Annotated in this window: 20 protein-coding genes; 8 read left to right on the forward strand and 12 right to left on the reverse strand. The window is 43.8% G+C overall.

What is annotated here, in order from left to right:
• Positions 1-45: 45 nt before the first annotated feature.
• The 4 genes from RM556_RS06980 to RM556_RS06995 all read left to right on the forward strand — a co-directional run bounded on the left by RM556_RS06980 (position 46) and on the right by RM556_RS06995 (position 5,928).
• Positions 46-951: a dienelactone hydrolase family protein gene (locus RM556_RS06980; RefSeq protein ID WP_311360779.1), complete on the forward strand. Its 906-nt coding sequence runs from the start codon at positions 46-48 to the stop codon at positions 949-951.
• 22 nt (positions 952-973) lie between these two features.
• Positions 974-2,659: a hypothetical protein gene (locus tag RM556_RS06985; RefSeq protein ID WP_311374255.1), complete on the forward strand. Its 1,686-nt coding sequence runs from the start codon at positions 974-976 to the stop codon at positions 2,657-2,659.
• Between the two features lie 180 nt (positions 2,660-2,839).
• Positions 2,840-3,235 (forward strand): c-type cytochrome, encoded by a 396-nt coding sequence (locus RM556_RS06990; protein WP_311360777.1) that lies wholly within the window; start codon positions 2,840-2,842, stop codon positions 3,233-3,235.
• Between the two features lie 68 nt (positions 3,236-3,303).
• The gene (locus RM556_RS06995) at positions 3,304-5,928 is read left to right on the forward strand and encodes an EAL domain-containing protein (RefSeq protein ID WP_311374256.1); all 2,625 of its coding nucleotides are present in this window, start codon (positions 3,304-3,306) and stop codon (positions 5,926-5,928) included.
• Between the two features lie 24 nt (positions 5,929-5,952).
• Here RM556_RS06995 and rep read toward each other — a convergent pair whose 3' ends face one another.
• Positions 5,953-7,962 (reverse strand): DNA helicase Rep, encoded by a 2,010-nt coding sequence (gene rep / locus RM556_RS07000; protein WP_311374257.1) that lies wholly within the window; start codon positions 7,960-7,962, stop codon positions 5,953-5,955.
• 197 nt (positions 7,963-8,159) lie between these two features.
• Between rep and ubiK the strand changes: the two genes are divergently transcribed.
• Positions 8,160-8,408, forward strand: coding sequence for a ubiquinone biosynthesis accessory factor UbiK (gene ubiK, locus RM556_RS07005; RefSeq protein ID WP_311360774.1), 249 nt, complete (start codon positions 8,160-8,162; stop codon positions 8,406-8,408).
• Between the two features lie 4 nt (positions 8,409-8,412).
• On the opposite strand, the gene ubiA is transcribed toward ubiK, so the two are convergent.
• Together ubiA and RM556_RS07015 are read right to left on the reverse strand one after the other, a co-directional pair.
• A complete protein-coding gene (ubiA, locus tag RM556_RS07010; RefSeq protein ID WP_311374258.1) occupies positions 8,413-9,276 on the reverse strand; it encodes a 4-hydroxybenzoate octaprenyltransferase in 864 nt (287 codons plus the stop codon).
• A 31-nt stretch (positions 9,277-9,307) separates the two neighbouring features.
• On the reverse strand, positions 9,308-9,943 hold the full coding sequence (locus RM556_RS07015; protein ID WP_311374259.1) for a chorismate lyase: 636 nt from the start codon (positions 9,941-9,943) through the stop codon (positions 9,308-9,310).
• Positions 9,944-9,955: 12 nt separating this feature from the next.
• Between RM556_RS07015 and RM556_RS07020 the strand changes: the two genes are divergently transcribed.
• Positions 9,956-10,423, forward strand: coding sequence for a flagellar basal body-associated protein FliL (locus tag RM556_RS07020; protein ID WP_311360771.1), 468 nt, complete (start codon positions 9,956-9,958; stop codon positions 10,421-10,423).
• Here the strand turns inward: RM556_RS07020 and RM556_RS07025 are convergent.
• From RM556_RS07025 to RM556_RS07045, 5 genes are read right to left on the reverse strand one after another with little or no spacing between them, the layout of a single operon-like run.
• Positions 10,420-11,043, reverse strand: a complete 624-nt coding sequence (locus RM556_RS07025) for a rhomboid family intramembrane serine protease (protein ID WP_311374260.1) — start codon at positions 11,041-11,043, stop codon at positions 10,420-10,422. The genes RM556_RS07020 and RM556_RS07025 overlap by 4 nt on opposite strands.
• Positions 11,040-11,366, reverse strand: a complete 327-nt coding sequence (gene glpE, locus RM556_RS07030) for a thiosulfate sulfurtransferase GlpE (RefSeq protein WP_311360769.1) — start codon at positions 11,364-11,366, stop codon at positions 11,040-11,042. Before glpE ends, RM556_RS07025 begins: the two co-directional genes overlap by 4 nt.
• Positions 11,367-11,394: 28 nt before the next feature.
• On the reverse strand, positions 11,395-12,426 hold the full coding sequence (gene tdh, locus RM556_RS07035; RefSeq protein ID WP_311361334.1) for an L-threonine 3-dehydrogenase: 1,032 nt from the start codon (positions 12,424-12,426) through the stop codon (positions 11,395-11,397).
• Positions 12,427-12,452: 26 nt separating this feature from the next.
• Entirely contained in the window at positions 12,453-13,646 is a 1,194-nt protein-coding gene (locus tag RM556_RS07040) for a glycine C-acetyltransferase (protein ID WP_311360768.1), read from the reverse strand.
• Positions 13,647-13,700: 54 nt separating this feature from the next.
• Positions 13,701-14,744, reverse strand: a complete 1,044-nt coding sequence (locus RM556_RS07045; protein WP_311374261.1) for a glycosyltransferase family 9 protein — start codon at positions 14,742-14,744, stop codon at positions 13,701-13,703.
• 85 nt (positions 14,745-14,829) lie between these two features.
• On the opposite strand from RM556_RS07045, the gene RM556_RS07050 reads away from it, so the two are divergent.
• Positions 14,830-15,615, forward strand: a complete 786-nt coding sequence (locus RM556_RS07050) for a 3-deoxy-D-manno-octulosonic acid kinase (RefSeq protein ID WP_311360766.1) — start codon at positions 14,830-14,832, stop codon at positions 15,613-15,615.
• Here RM556_RS07050 and RM556_RS07055 read toward each other — a convergent pair.
• Positions 15,607-17,943: an EAL domain-containing protein gene (locus tag RM556_RS07055; RefSeq protein WP_311374262.1), complete on the reverse strand. Its 2,337-nt coding sequence runs from the start codon at positions 17,941-17,943 to the stop codon at positions 15,607-15,609. The genes RM556_RS07050 and RM556_RS07055 overlap by 9 nt on opposite strands.
• Before the next feature lie 184 nt (positions 17,944-18,127).
• Positions 18,128-19,597, reverse strand: a complete 1,470-nt coding sequence (locus tag RM556_RS07060; protein ID WP_311360764.1) for a capsule assembly Wzi family protein — start codon at positions 19,595-19,597, stop codon at positions 18,128-18,130.
• A gap of 188 nt (positions 19,598-19,785) precedes the next feature.
• Here RM556_RS07060 and coaD point away from each other — a divergent pair, with 188 nt between their 5' ends.
• A complete protein-coding gene (gene coaD, locus RM556_RS07065; protein WP_311360763.1) occupies positions 19,786-20,277 on the forward strand; it encodes a pantetheine-phosphate adenylyltransferase in 492 nt (163 codons plus the stop codon).
• A gap of 20 nt (positions 20,278-20,297) precedes the next feature.
• On the opposite strand, the gene mutM is transcribed toward coaD, so the two are convergent.
• Together mutM and RM556_RS07075 are read right to left on the reverse strand one after the other, a co-directional pair.
• Entirely contained in the window at positions 20,298-21,110 is an 813-nt protein-coding gene (gene mutM / locus RM556_RS07070) for a bifunctional DNA-formamidopyrimidine glycosylase/DNA-(apurinic or apyrimidinic site) lyase (RefSeq protein ID WP_311360762.1), read from the reverse strand.
• 9 nt (positions 21,111-21,119) lie between these two features.
• Positions 21,120-21,593: a hypothetical protein gene (locus tag RM556_RS07075; protein WP_311360761.1), complete on the reverse strand. Its 474-nt coding sequence runs from the start codon at positions 21,591-21,593 to the stop codon at positions 21,120-21,122.
• Positions 21,594-21,656: the final 63 nt, after the last annotated feature.

Genomic DNA, 21,656 nt, shown 5'->3' on the forward strand with positions numbered 1-21,656 from the left:
TTGTCTTGCTCAATGACTATAGCAACGGTATGAAAAGGAAAATCAATGACATCGCATAAAACTGACTCACTTAAACCGGAAGATATCCCACAGCAAGCCTTCGATTGGTATGACGAATATGCCCATGGCGATATTAACCGACGAACGTTTTTATCACGATTAGGTACCTTGTCTGTTGCAGGTTTATCTTTAGGGCTTATTTCTAGCTCACTTATCCCAGACTACGCAAAAGCGGAGCAAGTTAGCTTCAATGACGCTGATATTAAAGCTACCTATGAAACTTTCGACTCGCCGCTAGGGCATGGGAAAGGCGAAGGTTACTTAGTGGTACCGCGTAATCTCGACAAAAAGGCACCCACTGTACTTGTGGTTCACGAGAATAGAGGCTTAAACCCTTACATTAAGGATGTCGCTCGACGTCTTGCCAAGGCAGGTTTTGTTGCATTTGCACCAGACGCCTTAGCACCTTTAGGTGGTTACCCTGGGAATGATGACGAAGGTCGAAGCATGCAGCGAAGCCTAGATCGTGACAAAATTGAACAAGACTTCATGGCAGCAGCTAACTGGCTGAAAAAGCATGAAAGTGGTACAGGCAAATTAGGTGTCGTTGGATTCTGTTTTGGTGGTTATATTAGTAACTTGTTAGCAGCGACAATGCCTAATGAGATCGATGCCGCTGTACCGTATTATGGCACGCCAGCAAAAGCTGAGCTCCAACAGAATGTGAAAGGCCCATTGATGATCCACTTTGCCGAATTAGATAAGCGTGTGAATGCATCTTGGGAGTCTTACGAAGCCGTTTTAAAGGCTAACGATGCGAATTATAAAGCGCATTTTTATGCTGGCGCTCAACACGGCTTTCATAATGACTCTACCAGTCGTTTTAGCCCTCAAGACGCCGACTTATCTTGGCAACGTACGCTAGATTTCTTTGGTAAACATCTCGCGTAGTTCTTCGCGAGACATTGACTTAATGCCATCAGATAACATCAATCTGTATTTAGAGAAAGTTGCAGGCCAACGCGCGTTTAGTAAAGGTATGCGTCTTCATGAGCAAAAAAAAGTACGCGCTCTGCAACGGGATCAACTGTTAATTACAGCCATTGTCGAAGATAACACACAGTATCGGGTGAGCCTGTCCTTAGTAAATGATAAGTACGAGGGGCAATGTGAGTGTGATGTTTCTGAAGGCTTTGAATTTTGCCAGCATTGCGTTGCTGTCGCTTTAGCAAACGATGAGCAAGAACAAGAGCTGGAGCGACTTCGCAGTGGCGATGCAAAGGACCGGATCGCCGCGTACGTGAGCAGCTTAGATGAAGATGATGCCAAAGCAATGCTGCTTGAGCTCATGACAAAACAAACTGATGATCTCAACAAATGGCAAATCATTGCTGACATTTCAGCGAAAAAGGCCAATATCAAAGATATCTGCGACATCATCAATACCGCTTTGCCAGTCCGTGAAGTATGGCGCAAAGACAGAGTCAAAACATACTTCGACCTTGCCATCACCAAACTGAATGCTGTGCACGATATTTTACCTCGCTTACCTGCTGAAAACGCTGTGGAAATTACCGAGTATGCCCTAAAGCGCTACGATAAGGTCATGAATAAAATAAAGGACGATAAAAGCCAGAGCTTAAAAGTTGAGTATTTATTCACACAGTGGCTCATACAATTCAGCGAGGCATGCGCTTGGCCTATTGAGCAGAATGTTTCGTTTTTAAAGAATCTGTATTTGACGCACTATGCTAATTTTACACTTCGTCCTGTCCTATCTCGTTTCTTCACAAATGACATCGAACAGAAAGAAGCCATAGTGCAATCCATTCTTGATTGGCGTGAGAGCCTGCAAGCCGACCAAGCGCTTACGCTGACGGAAGATTTACGGCATTATTTCATGCTCAACAGCGACTGGAAAAGCCTGATTTCTATCAGCGAAAGCACTGCAACCGAGGCGAATCAAAAGCTGGAATTACTTGGTTATTATATAAAAGCAGAACAAGTAAAAAGTGCTAAAGACCTCATGGATGAATTGCAGGCAACCACCTTAAACCAAACTCAAATAACAAAGTTACAGAAACTTGAATTAGCGCTACAGGGAGCGACAAGCCCAAAAGAAGTGCAGTTGAAACAGCTCTGGGATATTTTCGAAAGTAACTTAGAACCCGCCGATTTGCAGGCGTTTTTGAATATGCTCGATCATCTTGAGCCTGAGCAGGTAAAAAATTACCAACAAAAAGCTGAGAACCTCGCAAAAATGAAGCTCAGTGACAAAGCTAGTCTGCTCGATAATGATAAGCTAGTGGCAGTGTTTATGACCACTGGCAACTGGCAGGCGGCCTATCAAGTAGCGATGCAAAGTGACCTCAAACCAACGTTACTGCACCAATTAGCTCAAAAAGCCATTGCTGAAGATTACGATACGGGTCTCAATTTATACCGTAAACTGATCATGCACTACCCAGCAAAAACCACGCATGAAGATTACATGACAGCGATTAACTTGTTGAATGAATTAAAAGAGGCGCTGCTATTCACTTCAAAAAGCCCTGAAAAGGCCAAGCTCGCTTTCGATTTTTTAGTCAGTGAACTGAATTATGAGTTCAAACAGAAACGAAAATTCCTTGCTTTGTTAGGTAAATACTATGGCTTGTAAACCATATTGTGCAGAGTTTAGCTAATCAAAACAGTTTGTTAACCGATAAAAAGAGACAAAACCCTTTCTACCACGTTTATATTCGTGGAGTGAAAGCGCAACAAATAGTTGTTTACCCCTGACTAATGTTTATAATTGCGGTAAGTTGTTGTGAGTCTTAGTAAATTGCAGGAGATTTTTGTGAAACTTAGAGTGTTGTTAAGTCTATTTATATCAGCCTTGGTCATTGTGAGTGTAAACGCTCAAGAGACTACCGACCAAGATTTGCTAGACCGCATTAAACCGGTCGGAAAAGTGCATGTTGCTGGTGCGGCACCTGCTGCAGCTGCCGGGCCTCGTACAGGTAAACAAATCTATGATGGCGCGTGCGTCGCTTGTCATACATCTGGCGTATTAGGAGCACCAAAACTTCAAGTTGCTGCTGATTGGAAACCACGCCTAGACGAGAAAGGTTTTGAACAGGTGTGGAAAAACGCGGTCAATGGTATCAATGCCATGCCTGCCATGGGAACTTGTGGTGATTGTACTGAAGAAGACATCAAAGTTGCTGTCGAGTACATGATCGAAGGTATCTAACTAGCGCATTCAGTCGCGCGTACCCTTAAATTTAGTTGTATTAAGAGCGGGTAGGATCATTCCTTGAAATGAGCGAAGACGAAAAAGTAATCGGTGAGTTAAGTGAACAAGAGTTGCGGGAGCTTATTCCCCAACTCCAGTTACTTACCGAAAAATATAAGCGCGCTGAGCAAGTTCAGAAAGCGTTATTCGAGATTAGTGAACTCGCGAGTTCAGTAAGTAATCTCGATCGTCTTTATAAAGCCGTTCACGACATTGTTAGTGAGTTCATGAGCGCTGACAATTTCTACGTTGCTTTCTACGATCCTTCCGATAAACACGTCGACTTTGCCTACTTTGTTGATGAAGTGGATGAAGAAGAACTCAGCCGAGTGCCATACGAACGGATCATGGATGGCGTTACGGGCTATATTCTAAAAAGCGGTACTAGCTTGGTATTAACCAAGGAAAATCTCGAATCGGTAGTCGAAGAAACGGGTATTGAAATACTAGGGACTCCACCGGTTGATTTGGTTGGCGTACCGTTGAAACGCAGTACCGAAGTCATCGGTGCTATGGTTGTGCAAAGTTATAACGACGACGTTCGCTATGACCAGGACGACTTTGAAGTTCTCTCATTTATTTCTCAACACATTGTGACTACGGTCGACCGTGTTAAAAGTCGTGAAGTGACCGAACGCACCATTCGTGAACGTACCAAACAATTGCGAACGATCAATGATGACCTTCAGGAAGAAATCCTGGAGCGTCAGAAAATTGAGTCTCTACAAACCGCATTATTTGAAATTTCAGAATTATCAGTCGCTTTAGACGATGACATGCCGCGCTTCTATTCGAAGCTACATGCAATATTGGCTCGGTTGATCAGTGCACCTAACTGTTTTGTCGCCGTACTGACTGAAAATAAAGACAGCCTTAACTTTCCGTATTTCAGTGATGAATTACATGAATCGGCAGATGAACGTCCTTTAGGTCTTGGCTTAACGGAATATATCATTCGTCGCGGTGAAGCCTCACTGATAGACAACTCACGTATTTTAGCCTTAGTTGAAGAAGGCGAAGTCGACGTTACTATTGCACAGAACATGATGGAGCATAACAACTCCTGGTTGGGCTCACCACTTGTGATCGACGGTGAAGTTCACGGTGTTATAGCAGTTCAAACCTACGGTAAGTTAGAAGATTACACACAGAAAGATCTCGAAATTTTGCGCTTTGTTTCCCACCACATTGCCGTTGCAATGGAGCGTAGAAGAAGTTCGGAATCGCTGAAAGAATACAATTTACAGCTGACCGAAAAAGTACAAGAGCGTACTGAAGAATTAAACAAAACTAACGAATACCTGAAGAAACAGATAGAGCAGCGTAAGGAAATTGAGTTAAAGCTTATTCATGATGCCCATCACGATGCCCTAACCGACTTACCGAATCGCGTTATGTTTAATAGCCGCCTAGAATTGGCGATTGCTAACAAAAAGCGACATCCTGAGAATCAATTTGCTGTTCTCTTTATCGATCTCGACCGCTTCAAGATTATCAACGACACTCTCGGCCATCATGCTGGCGATGAGTTCCTGGTTGAAGTTGCTCAGCGAATTGCCTTATGTAAACGCGGCCATGACTTACTTGCGCGCTTAGGCGGTGATGAGTTCGTTATCCTCTTGGATAACTTTGAGACGGTCAGTGCCGTTGAAGAAGTAGCAACACGCGTTATTAATTCCGTTTCCGTACCTTTCGTACTCGATGGTAAAGAAATGTTCAGTGGTGCAAGTATCGGTATTGCTCACCTCAATAGTACTTACATGTCAGCAGACGAAGTACTACGAGACGCCGATGCAGCAATGTATCAAGCGAAAAGCTTAGGTCGTGGACGCTACATTACCTTCGATAAGAGCATGCGTGAAAAGCTACTGGAAGATATCCAACTTGAAGCTGAATTCCGCAAAGCGCTTAAAGCAAAAAGCTTTGACTGCGTGCTTCAACCGGTTATGTCACTAACCGATGAGACATTGCTCTACTACGAATGCACGTTGCAGTGGCACAATGAAACCTTTGGTCAAATCAACCGTGAGCAGTTCTGGCAGATTGCTGAACAATGCGGTATGACTTTAGACTTGAACCAGTTCTTGCTAGATGGTGCCATCGGCTTGCTGGCTCAGTGGAAACATGATCCACAATACGCCAACCAGCGCATCGGCGTGAGTTTGTCAGTAGAGCATTTAATGCAGAAAGACTTGGTCAATGAGTTAATTGAGCAAGTAAAAGAAGCCGATTTCGAACCGGACATGTTGCTACTTGAGTTCTCAGAAAGCGCATTAACCAACCGCTCGCAGTTTATTCTGCCTGCGATTAAGAAAATCAAACGCAACGGCTTCGGTCTGATCCTAGACAACTTTGGCAGTGGCTCTGCGTCATTGAACTATTTGTTCTCTTATCCTTTCAAATTCTTAAAAATAGACGAGCGATTTGTCCAATCATTTACTCGCTCTGAGAAGAACTTACGTTTTATTGAGTCTGTTATTCTTGTTGCAGAGAAAGTGGGTCTGACAGTTATTGCTGAGGGTATCTCCAGCAAAGCTAAGCTTGATGGTTTAATTGGGCTAGGATGTGAGTTTGGGCAAGGCGACATGCTCGGACAAACGATTCTTCTCGACTTCGTTGATGACACTGACGACGCTGCCACCGAAGAATAAGCACTACACCGTTTAACTGCGCAACTACCCCAGTAAGTTACGCAGATTCGCGATACTCTTTTCTCCCTTTTCTTGACGCTCTTCAGCACTTGGCTTTTTCTTTTGAAATTCCCATTGAACATCATCTTGGGGTAATTCATAGAGGAAACGAGAAGGTTCAGGCTGAATTATCTCTCCAAATTGACGACGTTCCCGGGCAATACTGAAAACAAGCTCCTGCTGTGCTCTGGTGATCCCAACATAGGCAAGGCGGCGCTCTTCGTCTACATTATCCTCGTCGATACTACTCTGATGAGGCAGCAGGCCTTCTTCCATGCCCACCATATAAACATATGGGAATTCGAGACCCTTGGAAGCGTGCAAGGTCATTAACTGAACCTGATCAGCTTCGGCATCATCTTCACCACGCTCCATCATGTCTCGGAGTATTAAACGATTGACTATTTCAACAAGTGTCATCGGTGGCTCTAGCTCATCGCCTTGCAACATATCATTGACCCAAGAAAACAGTGTACTTACATTGGCCATTGCCATTTCAGCCGCCTTAGGGCTGGCACTTTGTTCATACAACCATTCTTCGTAGCCCATCGCTTTAATAAAGTCTCGCAGCACACCAATCGTATCGCCACGGTCCATGTTGTCTGCAGCTTCAACGACCCAGCGTGAAAAGCTACTGACCGATTGGTACGCACTAGTGCCCAAAATACTCTTTAAGCCGTCGTGACAGCAGGCTTCAAACAGTCCAATTTTGTTCGCATTTGAGAAGTGCCCAACTTTTTCAAGGGTAGCCCGTCCAATGCCACGAGTGGGTGTATTGATGACGCGCAGCAAAGCATTGTCGTCATCTTGGTTCACCAAGAGGCGCAAATAAGCCATGATATCTTTTACTTCAGTTCGCCCAAAGAACGACATGCCACCGCTTATTTTATAGGGAATACGGTTGCTCATGAGCACTTTTTCGAAGACTCTTGATTGGTGATTTCCACGATACAGGATCGCATAATCACCATAGGCCGTGTTATTCATGAAGCGATGAGCCATCAATTCGGCTACTACCTTCTCTGCTTCATGTTCTTCATTCTTTGATATCACCACTTTCAATGACTCACCGTAAGCAAGTTCACTAAATAAACGTTTATCGTACACGTGAGGGTTGTTCTGGATAAGGATGTTTGCACTGTGCAATATACGGCCTGAAGAACGGTAATTTTGCTCTAGCTTGATGAGTTTCAAGCTCGGAAAGTCTTTTTGCAGCAAGACCAAATTTTGTGGTCGGGCGCCACGCCATGAATAAATAGATTGGTCATCATCACCTACCACGGTGAATCGGGCTCTTTGCCCGACCAATAGACGTACTAACTCATATTGGCTGGTGTTTGTATCTTGGTACTCATCAACCAGCAAGTACTTCAACATGCTTTGCCACTTTTCTCTAACCGCCTGGTTAGTCTTCAGCAATAAAGTAGGTAGCAGGATAAGATCATCAAAGTCGAGTGCGTTGTATGCCTTTAAGTGTGAGGCATATTGTACGTAATATTTTGCCTGCTCAACTTCGATATCGCCTTGCGCTATCTTCAATGCGGCCTCTGGCATGACTAGGTCGTTCTTCCAATTTGAAATGCGACTTTGCAGGGCTGACAACAAGTCTTTATCACCGTCGTAATCAATTTCCGTTAAATCACGCAACAGGCTTAAGGTATCTTTATCATCGAAGAGAGAGAAACCTGCCTTATAGCCTAACTGCAGCACATGCTTCTTAATAATGCTCAGGCCAAGAGTGTGAAACGTCGACACTTTCAAACCTCGTGCTTCTGCCTTACCTAAGGTTTGTCCAACCCGCTCTTTCATTTCACGGGCTGCTTTGTTCGTAAACGTCACTGCCGCTATTTGGCGAGCTTTATAACCACACTCTCGGACTAAGTAGGCTATTTTATTGGTAATAACACGTGTTTTTCCGCTACCTGCACCGGCAAGTACCAAGCATGGACCTGATACATATTCGACTGCCTCTTGTTGTGCATCGTTTAAGCGCATATTTTCTCTCTAATAGACTCGCGTTGAGTGATTTTGAATAGCCGTTTTGAAAAGCTGTTCTGATAGTGACGGAAAACACCTTAGGAGGCAGGATCCGAAACAAGAAATAAATTATAACAAATGACGCGTAGATAACGCTTTTTTCTTTTGTATTTCGGGCTACAATTATACAGAGAATTTAAATGAAGGAATAAGCGATGCTTGACCCAAAAAAGTTAGAAGAAATTGCCAAAAATATCAGTGATGCTATCCCGCCAGGCGTAAAAACGATGGCAGGTGAAGCTGAGAATCGCGTCAAACAAGTCCTTCAGGCCCAGTTGTCGAAACTCGACTTAGTGACTCGCGAAGAGTTTGATGTGCAAAGCCAAGTACTGATCAGAACACGTGAGAAGCTCGAAGCCTTGGAAGCACGTTTAGCTGCTTTAGAGACGCCGGAAGAAAAGTAAGCTGCTAGAAAGACAGTCCTGCGAATATGCCACAGGTGATAACTAAGCCAACCCAATGATTGTGTAAGAATGCTTTAAAGCACAGTTCTTTTTGGCGAGTTGTCACCAAGCGCAACTGATAAATAAACATACCTGCAGCAATGAATAGCGACACAAAATACGCCACATTCAGCTCAGTAATTATCCCCACCCAAATCAATAAACCTAGGCTGATGACCTGCAATATACCAATGGCTAACACGTCATAGCGACCAAACAATATGGCCGTCGATTTGATCCCCACTTTCAGGTCATCATCTCTGTCGACCATTGCATAGGCGGTATCGTAAGCCACAGTCCATGTTAAGTTCGCCAAATATACAATCCACAACCAATACGGCAGGCTTTCTTGGATCGCCATAAACGCCATAGGAATTGCCCAGCTAAAAGCGGCGCCCAAGAATATTTGTGGTAAGTGTGTATAACGCTTCATAAAAGGATAAAGGCTAGCCAAAAATAAAGCGCCCACAGAAAGCACAATCGTTTGCCAATTTAAAAACAAGACCAAGATAAACGCTAACGCAATCAAGCATGCAAACAATTGCAGGGCCTCGTTTGCGCTGACTCTGCCCGACACGAGTGGTCTTGACTTGGTGCGGGCAACTTCACCGTCTACTTTGCGATCAGCATAATCGTTGATCACACAACCGGCTGAACGCATCAAAACGACACCCGCTGTGAAAATAACAAGGATATGAAAAGCAGGAAACCCGTTTGCTGCCCACAACAAAGCCCACATGGTTGGCCACAGTAACAAATAAATACCGATGGGTTTATCAGCACGCATTAGGTGCCAATAAGCTTCACGATTTTGCCACTTAAGTAACATTAGCCAACGCTCAGCAAGGTGAACAAGCGGCTCATGCCCGCATGCTCTCGGCGACATAACAAGGGCAGTCGGGTAGGAAAACTTCAGCCACCAGCAAATGCCAGTCATGTACTTTGAACTTCGAGCGGCGCCCCCACAGAGCGTGCTTGAGTTCGGCATGTGGGTCAATCGGATTTGTCGTTAGTTTTGCAATAGAGAATTCACTACGAACGAATTGGTCATCGTTGAAAATCCGTTGGCCTAAAGGTTGATTGCCAAGAGTCGCCCATGTTGTCTTACACAAATGTTCAGGCAACACACTGCGAGCAAACACCCATGGTTTTCCCTCACCATGCAAAATGACTTCGCGAACTTGCCACGCTTGTTCGTCATATTGCGGTAACGCTAATTGTTCACTTTCGTCACCATGCATGGTTGCTTGTCCAATCACTTCAACTTCAAAGTTGGAAGTAAGTGCTTGCAAACGTTCTGTTAATGAACCGGTATTAAGCAGCCAGTCAGACAAGCCGACTTGCGGAATATGATGCTGTGTTGGTGATACCCAGTTGGCGTCAATACCGATGGGAAATTGATTATTTTCTGACAAGTGATTTAGAAATTTGAGTTTAATCCGATATACTAAGTCTAACACAGCAAAGAATATATCTGCATCCGTATTGTTCTTCACAGAGGCTTGATCATGGCAGTTTGGCAAAAAAGACATCAGAGTAATCGTAAACAGCAAGTCCTTCAGGCTCTGCTTTCATTAGCATTACTCATTGGTTTTTCACTGGCGCTGTCAGTGAGCGCGAATGCTCAAGACGAGTCTGCCGCTCCATCATACGCCTATGTGGGCCTTGAGCCAGACATCGTAACAAACTATGCGGGAGACAATTCGAAGAAGTTGGGTTATGTTCGCGTGACCATTGAAATGATGGTTTCGGATCCTAGCCTCATTCCAGAAATTGAACATCATATGCCACTGCTAAGAGCCACAGCGATTGAAGTATTCGGCGCACAGCCAGAGGACAAGATCCGATCACTAACGGGTCGTGAGGATATTCGCAGAATGGTGTTACAACAATTCAGAGATATTATGAAGCGTGAAACGGGCGAAGATACAATACAAAACATTATCTTCACCAAGTATTTACGTCAGGGCGGTTAGTTCTTTTTAATACCTGCAATTTGGTGGCTCGCGAGTGCCATCAAACACCCTGATATTAAGCCAAACAGATGTGCCTCGTTCGCCATATTCACCCACAAAACATCAGCGTAACCCAGCGCCAACCAAGCTAGTAAAAACAACACTAAGTTTCTTGGTAAGCCAATTCCCCATTGCGGGCGCAACCAGCCAATCCACCAAACAAAACCGAATAATGCATACACTACGCCAGATAGACCGCCGAAATTAGGCCCCGAAATCAACAGCTGTGCGACGTTTGACGCGACGCCAGATATTAAAAACATAATGACTAACGAAGTCGTGCCAAACATTCGCTCTAATTGCGTTCCTAATACCCACCACCATAAAAGATTAAATACGATATGCAGCATGCTAAAATGCAGGAATACAGGCCCAATAAGACGCCACCACTCATGTGTTTGTGTTAGCACGCCAATTGGACGAATACTGATTGCTTGGGCGATGGGCTGAAATGCACCGAAATAGCTAAAGATATAAACAAGAGCACATATAAGTAGAATAATAGATGTAAAAGGCGTTTGTTTCGCCATTTGCAACCAAGGAGGTGCCCCCCCGGATTTATTCGGCTCGGGAAAACTCAAGAGCGATCGCCAGCTTCAATGGGAAACTGTTGTCGCCACATCTCAAAACCGCCGTCCATACTATATACTTCCTCAAAGCCTTGATGCAGAAGGTATTGGGCTGCTTGTTGAGAGCTGTGTCCATGGTAGCAGACCACGACTACTGGCGTATCAAAGTCATTCTCATTCATGAACTGAGCAATGCTGCCATTGTTCAATTGGATTGAACCGGGAATATGAGCCTGCTCAAACGATTGATCGTCACGAATGTCTACAATCTTAGCGCTGCCTTCATCAAGCTTTGCTTTTGTGTCTACGATCGAAATGTGTGCAAACTGTTCCATATAACACCTTTATTTTTCTTGGGTTCGACTAATCGGCCTGCCAGTTTAATAATACCTTACCTGAACGCCCAGAGCCCATGGTTTCAAAGCCTTTCGCAAAATCATCTATGCCAAACTGGTGAGTGATAATTGGCGAAAGATCCAGACCACTTTGTAATAGACTGACCATTTTATACCAAGTTTCAAACATTTCTCGGCCGTATATGCCTTTGATCGTGAGTCCTTTGAATATCACTTGGTTCCAATCCACGGCGACATCTTGTGGTGGAATACCTAACATGGCAATTTTGCCACCATGGTTCATTTTATCTAACATGTCACGAAATGCGCTTGGCACGCCCGACATTTCGAGTCCAATATCAAACCCTTCTGTCATGCCGAGTTCGTTCATCACGTCTTTAAGGTTTTCTGACGCCACATTCACCACACGGCTTGCGCCCATCTTTTTGGCTAAATCAAGACGATAGTCATTAATATCAGTAATCACCACATGACGAGCACCAACATGTTTTGCAACAGCAGCCGCCATAATCCCAATCGGACCAGCACCCGTGATCAGTACATCTTCACCGACTAAATCGAAAGACAAAGCAGTGTGAACAGCATTGCCAAACGGGTCAAAAATCGCCGCCATATCATCACTGATATTGGCAGGAATTTTAAATGCATTGAATGCAGGTATCACAAGATACTCCGCAAACGCACCTTGACGGTTTACACCAACGCCGGTTGTGTTGCGGCATAAGTGGCGGCGTCCAGCACGACAGTTTCGGCAATGACCACAGGTAATATGCCCTTCACCCGACACTCTGTCACCTAGGGTAAAACCAGCGACTTCTTGCCCAATCTTGACTACTTCACCTACATACTCGTGACCAACAATCATAGGCACTGGAATAGTCTGTTGCGACCATTCATCCCAATTAAAGATGTGCATGTCGGTACCACAAATCGCGGTTTTGCGGATCTTAATTAATAAGTCATTCGGGCCAATTTCAGGCACCGGGTTATCAGCCATCCATATACCAGGCTCGCGATGCAGCTTAGCAAGTGATTTCATTTGCTGAGGGTTAGCGGGAGAATTCATTAAATCACCCCTAATTCTTTACCAACTTCAATAAATGCGTCTACCGCTTTATCAATGTGAGCAATAGAATGAGCTGCCGACATTTGTGTGCGGATTCTTGCCTTGCCCTTAGGTACGACTGGGAAAGAAAAACCAACCACGTAGATACCACGCTCTAACATTTTTTCAGCCATGACACTGGCAAGTTTTGCATCGCCTAACATGACAGGGATGATGGCGTGATCTTTGCCCGAAAGTGTAAAACCAGCATCTTCCATGCGAGTTCTGAAGTGCAAAGAGTTTCGGATCAATGCATCGCGAAGGTCTTTACCGTTTGCCATCATATCGAATACTTTCAACGAGGCTGATACGATAGGAGGCGCAACAGAGTTAGAAAATAAATAAGGACGTGAACGTTGACGCAACCAATCAATCACTTCTTTTTTACCTGAAGTATAACCACCAGATGCACCACCGAGCGCTTTACCTAGGGTACCCGTTAATATATCTACTCGGCCCATAACATCGCAATACTCATGACTACCTTTACCGTTTTCACCAACGAAACCGGTAGCATGACAATCATCGACCATGACCATCGCATCGTATTTATCAGCAAGGTCACAAATACCTTTCAAATCAGCGATAACGCCGTCCATTGAAAACACACCATCAGTTGCGATCAACTTAAAGCGCGCGCCATCCTCTGTCGCTTTGATTAGCTGCTCTTCAAGGGCTGCCATATCATTACTTGCATAACGATAACGCATGGCTTTACTCAGGCGCACACCATCAATGATACTGGCGTGATTTAATGCATCGGAAATAACCGCATCTTCTTTTTCGAGAACGGTTTCAAACAAACCGCCATTCGCGTCAAAGCAAGAGGGATAGAGAATGGTATCTTCTGTACCTAAGAATTCACTGATTTTTTGCTCAAGTTCTTTGTGTATATCTTGCGTGCCGCAAATAAAACGAACAGATGCAACGCCAAAACCATGAGAATCTAAGCCAGCTTTCGCTGCCGCGATAAGGTCTGGATGGTTGGCTAAACCAAGGTAGTTATTTGCGCAGAAGTTGATAACGTCATCGCCACCTGCGACTTTAATGTCAGCATGTTGTTGTGACGTGATTACGCGCTCATTTTTGTATAAACCATCTGCTTTAGTGGCATCCAATTGCGCTTGAATGTGTGAGATAAAACCTTGTGACATAGATTACCCTCAGGTTGCATGTTCTTAGACTCGCGCATTGTCCAGTATTGTGCTCTATGTGTCTAGGTGACGAAGGGCTAAATCCACCTTTTTCAACACTGTTTGTACCAGTAAATGCGTCATTAAATCTTTACCTTTAGCGCGTGTCCCCCAAGGTAAATAAACCCACTCTTTGCCCTTTTGCTCTTTTATATTCACTTCATAGACAGAGCCCACGTAGTCTTGCGATAAGTATGGCCCGGTACGTCGGTAGTTGCTATGGGCATATAAGCCAATAACGCGCGTACCCATGGCGGTTGCCATATGTGCCGGCCCAGTATCTGGCGCAATCACTAATTTAGCATCAGCAAGCAGCGCTAACATTTGTTTTAAAGTTGTTTTTCCAACGAGGTCAAGATCGATATGCTGACTTTGTGCTTTGATTTTAGCAGAAATTTCAGCGTCTAAAGGACCGGGGCCACCGCACAGCACCACCTTGTAACCTTTCTCGCTCAAGTACTCAGCTACAGCTACGTAACCGTGTACAGTCCAATTTCTTTCTGCCTTCGACGCCGCAGGACTAATCACGATATACTTGCCAAGGTGCTGGGTTTGCTCTCTTGCCCATTGCCAGTCGCTTTCAGACAACGGCATATCCCAACTAGGCTCTGGATCTTTGGGAATGCCTATCGCATCAGCAAAACCCATAAACCCCTCTAGGACATGGGCGTAGCGTTGAGGAGCGATACGTTCATTAGTGAAGAATCGATGACCTTCTTTACTGCGCTTCCAATCAAAACCAATGCGTCTTTTCGCTTTTATGACTTTGGATAATAAATTCGCACGAAGGGCAACTTGCATCACAAACAGTGCATCGAAGACTCTATCACCGAGTGCTTCTTTTACGCTTTCTTTCGCTTGCTTACCTGCTTTTTTGTCATAGACGATAAATTCAACACCTTGCATCCCCTTGAGAAGTTGATATTCGACCTTTCCGATGATCCAGGTAATTTTAATATCAGGGCGATGTTTTCGTATGCGAGTCACCATTGCCACGGCGTGACAAACGTCTCCAATAGCAGAAAGTCGTAAAATACAGAGTTGAAAAGCTTGGCTCAAATGAAATCCGTAAGGCGAAATGTCGTTTTTTTTGTTATGTTACACCAAATCCTAAGCTTTTACAGAGCGCTTGGTAAATATCAATATGATAGAACTATACTCTATTAACCCTGATGAACAGCTGATGCTAGTGAGAGATAGTCACTGGCAACGTGATATTGTGCGCGGCTCTCTAGATATCAACGTGGCGAAATACCTGCAGCTTTTTCAGCCAGACTGGTTAGTTTCTGAAGGTTTAGTGAGCGAAACCGCATCTGGTCGAGGTATGGTTTATTTTTTTGAAGCCATGGATGAAAAGTGTGTACTGAGACATTATTTCCGCGGCGGCATGGTAGCTAAACTCACTGACGATAATTTTGTTTTTACCGGCATACAACAAACTCGCCCTTACAGAGAGCTATCAATGCTCTGCAAGTTATTTAATGCCGGATTGAACGTACCAAAGCCCTTGGCGGCGAAAGTACAAAGAAGAGGGCTTAGTTATAGCGCTGATATTATTACTGGCGCTATTGAAGAATCTCAGGAGTTGCATCAGCTTTTAATGCAAACCAGCTTAGACAAACCTATTTGGTTGGAGATAGGCAAAACCATTAAGCTCCTGCACAACGCTCAAGTTTGCCACACCGACCTCAACGTGAAAAACCTGCTTTTGCAGGCAAATATGAATAGCAAAGAGTTAGATAAAATCGGGATGACAAAAGTATTCATTCTTGATTTTGATGGCTGCAAAGAGAGAAAAGGTGAAAATTGGAAAATAGAAAACTTGGCTCGCTTCAGACGTTCACTCGACAAGCAATGCAATAAACAGGACCAGTATTTCTTCAGCGAAGAAAACTGGCACTGGTTTACTCAAGGTTATCAATCAGCTTGAATCGCGCAATAAGGCCGTTAATTCCTCAGGCTCTATCGGTTTAGAAAATAAATAGCCTTGTGCAAAATCGCATTGCAAAGCCTGTAGGATCTCATTCTGTTCGCTAGTTTCAATTCCCTCAGCGACAACTTGTAGGTTTAGTTTTTTCCCCAACATGATGATTATCTCACACAGGGTTCTATTGATCTTGGAGTCATTTATCGAATGTACAAATGACTTATCTATTTTTATAATGTCTGTTGTAAATTTTTGTAAGTAGGAGATAGAAGAATAACCGGTACCAAAGTCATCAAGAGCTACTTGCACACCCGCAGCTCGAAATTGAGCTAATATATCAGAAACTGTATGGTCAGCACTCATCAGCAAACGCTCAGTTATTTCTAACACAATAGCTTGCGGGGATATTTCCGACTTCCGAAGATGCTCTAACCAAGTAGCAATTCCATTTTCTGTGTCTACATACTGCATTGGCGATGTATTGATACAGACTTGTAATTCCGGTAAATAGTGCTGGCGCCAATAACAAATGTTTTTGCAAACTTGCTCAAAAACCCAATCACTTATTTCATTAATTAGGCCGGTTTCCTCAGCTAAAGGGATAAAGTCATAGGGGCTAACTACGCCATGAGTCGGGTGTTGCCAACGAATCAAAGCTTCTGCTTTGGTTATTTTCCCTGTCTTCAAGTCATATATAGGCTGGTACAACACAAAAAACTCTTCATTCTTGATTGCGTTACGCATGTCACTGATCAAAGTGACGCGTTTTAAGGCCTGCTCTCGCATACTTTTGGTATAGTAATGGTACTTGTTTTTGCCTATCGCTTTCGCTCCGTACATGGCCTGATCTGCATTTTTTAAGAGGCTCGAAACATTGTTAGAATCATTTGGGTAGACGGTGATACCAATACTGGCGGTAGTGTAAACAAACTCATCTTGCAGCTGAAATCCTTGGCTTATTTTTTCGATGAGCTTGTTGGCTACAGTGTCAATGTCAGATACTTGAGTAATATCATTCAATATTACAATAAACTCATCACCACCCAAGCGAGCTACTATATCTTTTTGAGCAATAGAGCTCTTTATTCGTTTCGAACACGCTATCAGTAGATCGTCACCAGTGCTATGGCCCAAAGTATCGTTAATATCTTTAAAGTTATCTAAATCGATAAACATAACAGCGACTAATGTTCCATTGCTATTCGCTGCCGCTAAGGCGCGCTTCAAGTGTTTCTGCATTACGCTTCTATTTGGAAGCATAGTGAGTTCATCTAAATTGGCTTGACGCCAGATAAGCTCACTTGCGTGATAACGTTCAATTGCAATACTGGCAACATGTGCGAACTGCTCTATTCTGTTGAGTTCTTCTGCTGTTGGCAGTGTTGGAGTTGAATGGTAAATAGCGAAGGTACCTAAAACTTTGCCATCAGCAGATTTTATAGGTTCTGACCAGCAGGCTGCCAATCCTGCTTTTTCCGCGATAGAGGCCCAATCTGTCCAATAAGGATGTGTGCTGACATTATCTACCACCGTCCGTTTACCTGTGAACGCTGTAGTACCGCATGAACCTTGACCTACACCGATTTCAACACCGTGGATAGCCTCGTTATAGAACTGAGGTAATGAGGGCCCAGCCCCTAGCAATAAGCGCGTGCCATCTAGCAACAAAATACTGCAATATTGTCCGACGTATTCTTGTTCTACCGCAGTCACAATCTCTTCAAGAACCGGCTGTAGCGAGAATGAACTAACCACCTTTTCTAACAAAACATCTCTAACACGCGCTAATTTCTGCGTTTCTTCAAGCTTCTTTTGTAGTCTAAGGCCTAATAATTGCGTACTCAACGCCCTGTCTTTATTTAATTCATCTTCAACAATCGTGACAAGATCCTTAAGCGCTCGAACTTGCTCATCACTCAAAGTCCCCGGTTTGGTGTCAAAAACACAAAGCGAACCAATATGATGACCCTCAATAGAAATCTTAATACCCGCATAAAATCGAATAAAAGGCGCATTGATAACAAATGGGTTGTTATTGAAATCTTCGTTATTGAGGGTGTCTGGAATAATAAAGATGTCATTTCTGAGAATGGTATGAGAGCAAAAAGAAGATGAGCGAGGGGTTTCATTGAGCCCAAGGTTAACGTCGGACTTAAACCATTGTCGATCAGCGTCGATAAATGAGATCGTAGAGAATTGGCAGCTGCAAATACTTGCGGCTAAGCGGGTAATTCGGTCAAAGCGCTCTTCTTTTTCCGAATCTAAAATATTTAACTTCTGTAATACCGAAATTCGGTCTTTTTCGTTAGGCGGTAATGGAGCAACTCTCAAGCTGGATCTCCTCAGGAGTAAAGCTTTCAACCACCACATCATAAATTATAGTGATCACTAACAATCTTATTTGCTCAAGAATAGACCACAAGCAGAATATATACAACTGAGTGTTTTATCGTCAGTGTTTATCCCCAAATTTCCTTCCAAAAAGGAGGTCAGCAATTTGGCTTATGTCAAAAACTTAATCAAACGCGTAAGTAGCGTTAAGATAAAGCAAGGCGTCAACTTCGCTGCCTTGGTCGACAAGGTCTCGTGATTCGATACTTCCACCTGCTTTTAACAACCAATTTCCAAAGGGTCTTTGGTAAAACCCACTCACTTGTACCAAGTCTTCAGTCACCGCATCCGTTAACACAGGAGAAGGTCTTGTCCCATCTTTGTTCAGCTCAGCAACACGCAAAATAACCTCAGCTAAAGCGCCACCCTCAAAGCGTATATTCGTGCCAAGCGTGAGTTGCTTTGCGTCACTATCAAAAGTGCTTCCAATAACTCTGTTTCGGTATCGATATCCGCTTGAATAGGTCCCATTTTCATAGAAACAATTCACACTGGTATCATCGTCACCACCACAAGAAATATTAGTATCGCTCGTTTCCAAGTACACTTTTGCGTTGCCAATATAAGTCGATAAACCAACTAAGTTTGCGTTATCGGTGATGCGAATACCGCTTTTTGAATCTTCACCGATGCGTTGTGCATAAATAGAGATAGGACGATTGAATACTTCGAAACTATATTTGATATCATATCCGGCTAAATGATTGCCTGCTTTCGTCAGCTGGTCTTTAGTGCAGCTTTCACGGCGAAGGCAGACTTCTTGGAATGTGACAACGTCGAGCAGCGCACTCAACCCACTGGGATTGCCCTCGCCTCCCCACATTACTGCCCAAGATGCACCAATTTCAAGGCGCTTTAACGGGCTGAAGGTAAAACGGTTAAGTAATAAGTTTGTGTTAGGCACTGCTCGGTCTTCTTCCAAGCGCCCGATTTGGCTAGTTAAATACCAAGGACCTAACCACGAGAGCCAAGGGCTTTCAGAACGTGTAGCACTTGAGCGGCTCAGTGCTAATGTTGGGATTGGCCGTGCGTTATTCGATAAAATTAGACTGCTCGATTGACCGGGCCCCCACCACTGGTCGATTGCGCCCGCACGCAAATTCCACTCTCCAAATTGGTATGCTAAGAAACTGTTATCTAGATTCTTTTTACCACCCGATTGGTAATTTACGCTGAGTTGCGCACTAAAACGTTGCCAATAGAATTCATTGGTTATTTTGACAGACGCTTTCACATCTTCGACACCATCCAATGACGTAAGGCGAGGTTCGCTCGTTGCGCCTTGGATCTCAAGAAAGGTGCGTCTTTTTTGCTGTTTCTGTAAGTACAAATAATGGTCTAAACGCTGCGCAGCCTGTTTAGGAATATTCGGCATTTTAGCGATGTCGAGTTTCATTATTTGGTCAGCAACACCTCTCCATGGCACCGGGTAAGTGATCACGGTGGCATCTAAATAACCCCATTCTTGAAGCGTTTGAAGATCGTAATGCAACTGCTTATCTACTGTGCCTACCCAAGGTGAAGCCTTGCTTGGCGAAACAATCGCTAATAAAGCAATAAAAAGAGAAATGAAAAATGTCGTGCGTCCTGTCACTAAAAAGCATCCCCGAAAAGTGAAAAAATTACAGTCAAATTAAAGTCCAATAATCTGAAAACCGAATAGGTAATAATAACTCATTGGCTTGTAGTTAAACACTTTTTATCGGTTTTTCGTTGCAATTATTGTCTGCTTTCAGTTACTGTTCGTTTCCACACACGAAATCAAACACCAAGGCTGTAGGGATGACACAGATTAAAGCGATCTATCCTGGTACTTTCGATCCTATTACGAATGGTCATGCAGACCTAATCGGTCGCGCTGCCAAAATGTTTTCACACGTGATGGTTGCGGTTGCATATAACCCTAATAAACAACCTTTGTTCAGTTTAGAAGAGCGGGTTGCAATGGTCACAGAGATCACCAAAGACTTGCCTAACGTAGAGGTTAAAGGTTTTACAGGCTTGCTTGCTGACTTAGCAAAAGCGGAAGGGGCAAATATTTTAATTCGCGGTTTACGTGCGGTTTCAGATTTTGAATTTGAATTTCAACTCGCTAATATGAATCGCCGATTAAATAAAGATTTGGAAAGTGTATTCTTGACTCCCTCGGAAGAAAACTCATTTATTTCATCTACTTTGGTGAAAGAAGTGGCATTACACAATGGTGACGTGAGTAGCTTCTGCTCTCCGGTGGTACTAGAAGCCTTGCGAAAACGCCTAGAAGATAAAGACTGAGGTCTACTCCAACAATAATATTACTTTTGGCAATGAATACAGTAAAAAGTATTACGTTGCCCTATTACTTTAGAGCGGATAGGTGTCTGACAAACCTCACACTCCTCGCCTGCACGACCGTACACTAAAAGATGTTGAGCGAAGTAACCTGGATTTCCATCAGCTTGGGCGAAGTCTTTTAACGTTGTTCCACCTTGGCTAATTGCGTTGGCCAACACTAATTTAATGTTCTCGGTGAGCAATTGATAACGCTTCAAACCCACTTTGCCAGCAGCTCTACGTGGATCGATCCCTGATTTAAATAAAGACTCATTGGCATAAATGTTTCCCACACCGACCACAATTGCGTTATCCATAATGAAAGTTTTCACTGGTGACAACTTACCGCGTGACTTATCGAACAAAAGCTTAGCATTAAAGTCATCAGTAAGCGGCTCAGGACCCAGCGCTCGTAGTATTTTTAGCGGTTCTTCATCAGGAGATTGCCACAAACAGGAGCCAAACCGTCTAGCATCATTTAAAACAAGTTTCTTACCCGTATTCAACTCAATCTCAATGTGATCGTGCTTCTTGCGGGGTAAACTTGTATCAACAACACGCATTTTACCCGACATCCCCAAATGCATGACTAAGGCGCCTAGATCTGTGTTAATAAATAGATATTTAGCCCGACGAGTTACCGATCGAATAGTTTGCTGACTGGCTAAATGCACCTCATCGGGAACCAACCAACGAAGCTGCGGCTGATGAACCACAATCTTCGAAATGATATTCCCCTCAAGGAATGGAGCAATACCGAGTTTGGTTACTTCAACTTCAGGTAATTCAGGCATAAGAAGGATTTACCACTGGGTTAGTTGTTGGATAGTTGGAAAGTCGAGCAATAATACCTCGTCATTAAACAAAATGTAGGTTTGCTGCTCGCGCTCGATGGTGGAAATAACCCGACCATTGCGCTCACCAGCAAGCCATAAAACAATGACGTGATCGGGAGTAGAAAACGCGGCTTTATCAACCATGCTCTGACGCTTAACAAGCGCCTTGGTCCAATTGTCGATTAATGCTGCAAGCTGACCGGGGGCAGGTGCCGATTCAGATAAACTAGGAGAGCCCATCTTCAGACGCCAAGCTTTACCCGCTCTCTCAACAATATCTTGATCGATATGTAAGCTAAGTAATACCGCTCCCTCTTCAATGATAGGAAAAGGCTGGTCAGCATCATCTGATTGAAAATTTCCAATATTTAGCGCAAATATCATCGCTAACATTGCGAAAATAATGACATTATTCCAAGCTTTTTGAGATAAACGCGCCATGCTTTGCCCTTTTTGCCTTTCCGATAATTAAGTCACTGTGATTGAAGAAATAACTGGACCTTT

The sequence above is a fragment of the Alteromonas sp. W364 genome, from assembly GCF_031846205.1.
In the GTDB taxonomy this organism is placed as follows: domain Bacteria; phylum Pseudomonadota; class Gammaproteobacteria; order Enterobacterales; family Alteromonadaceae; genus Glaciecola; species Glaciecola blandensis.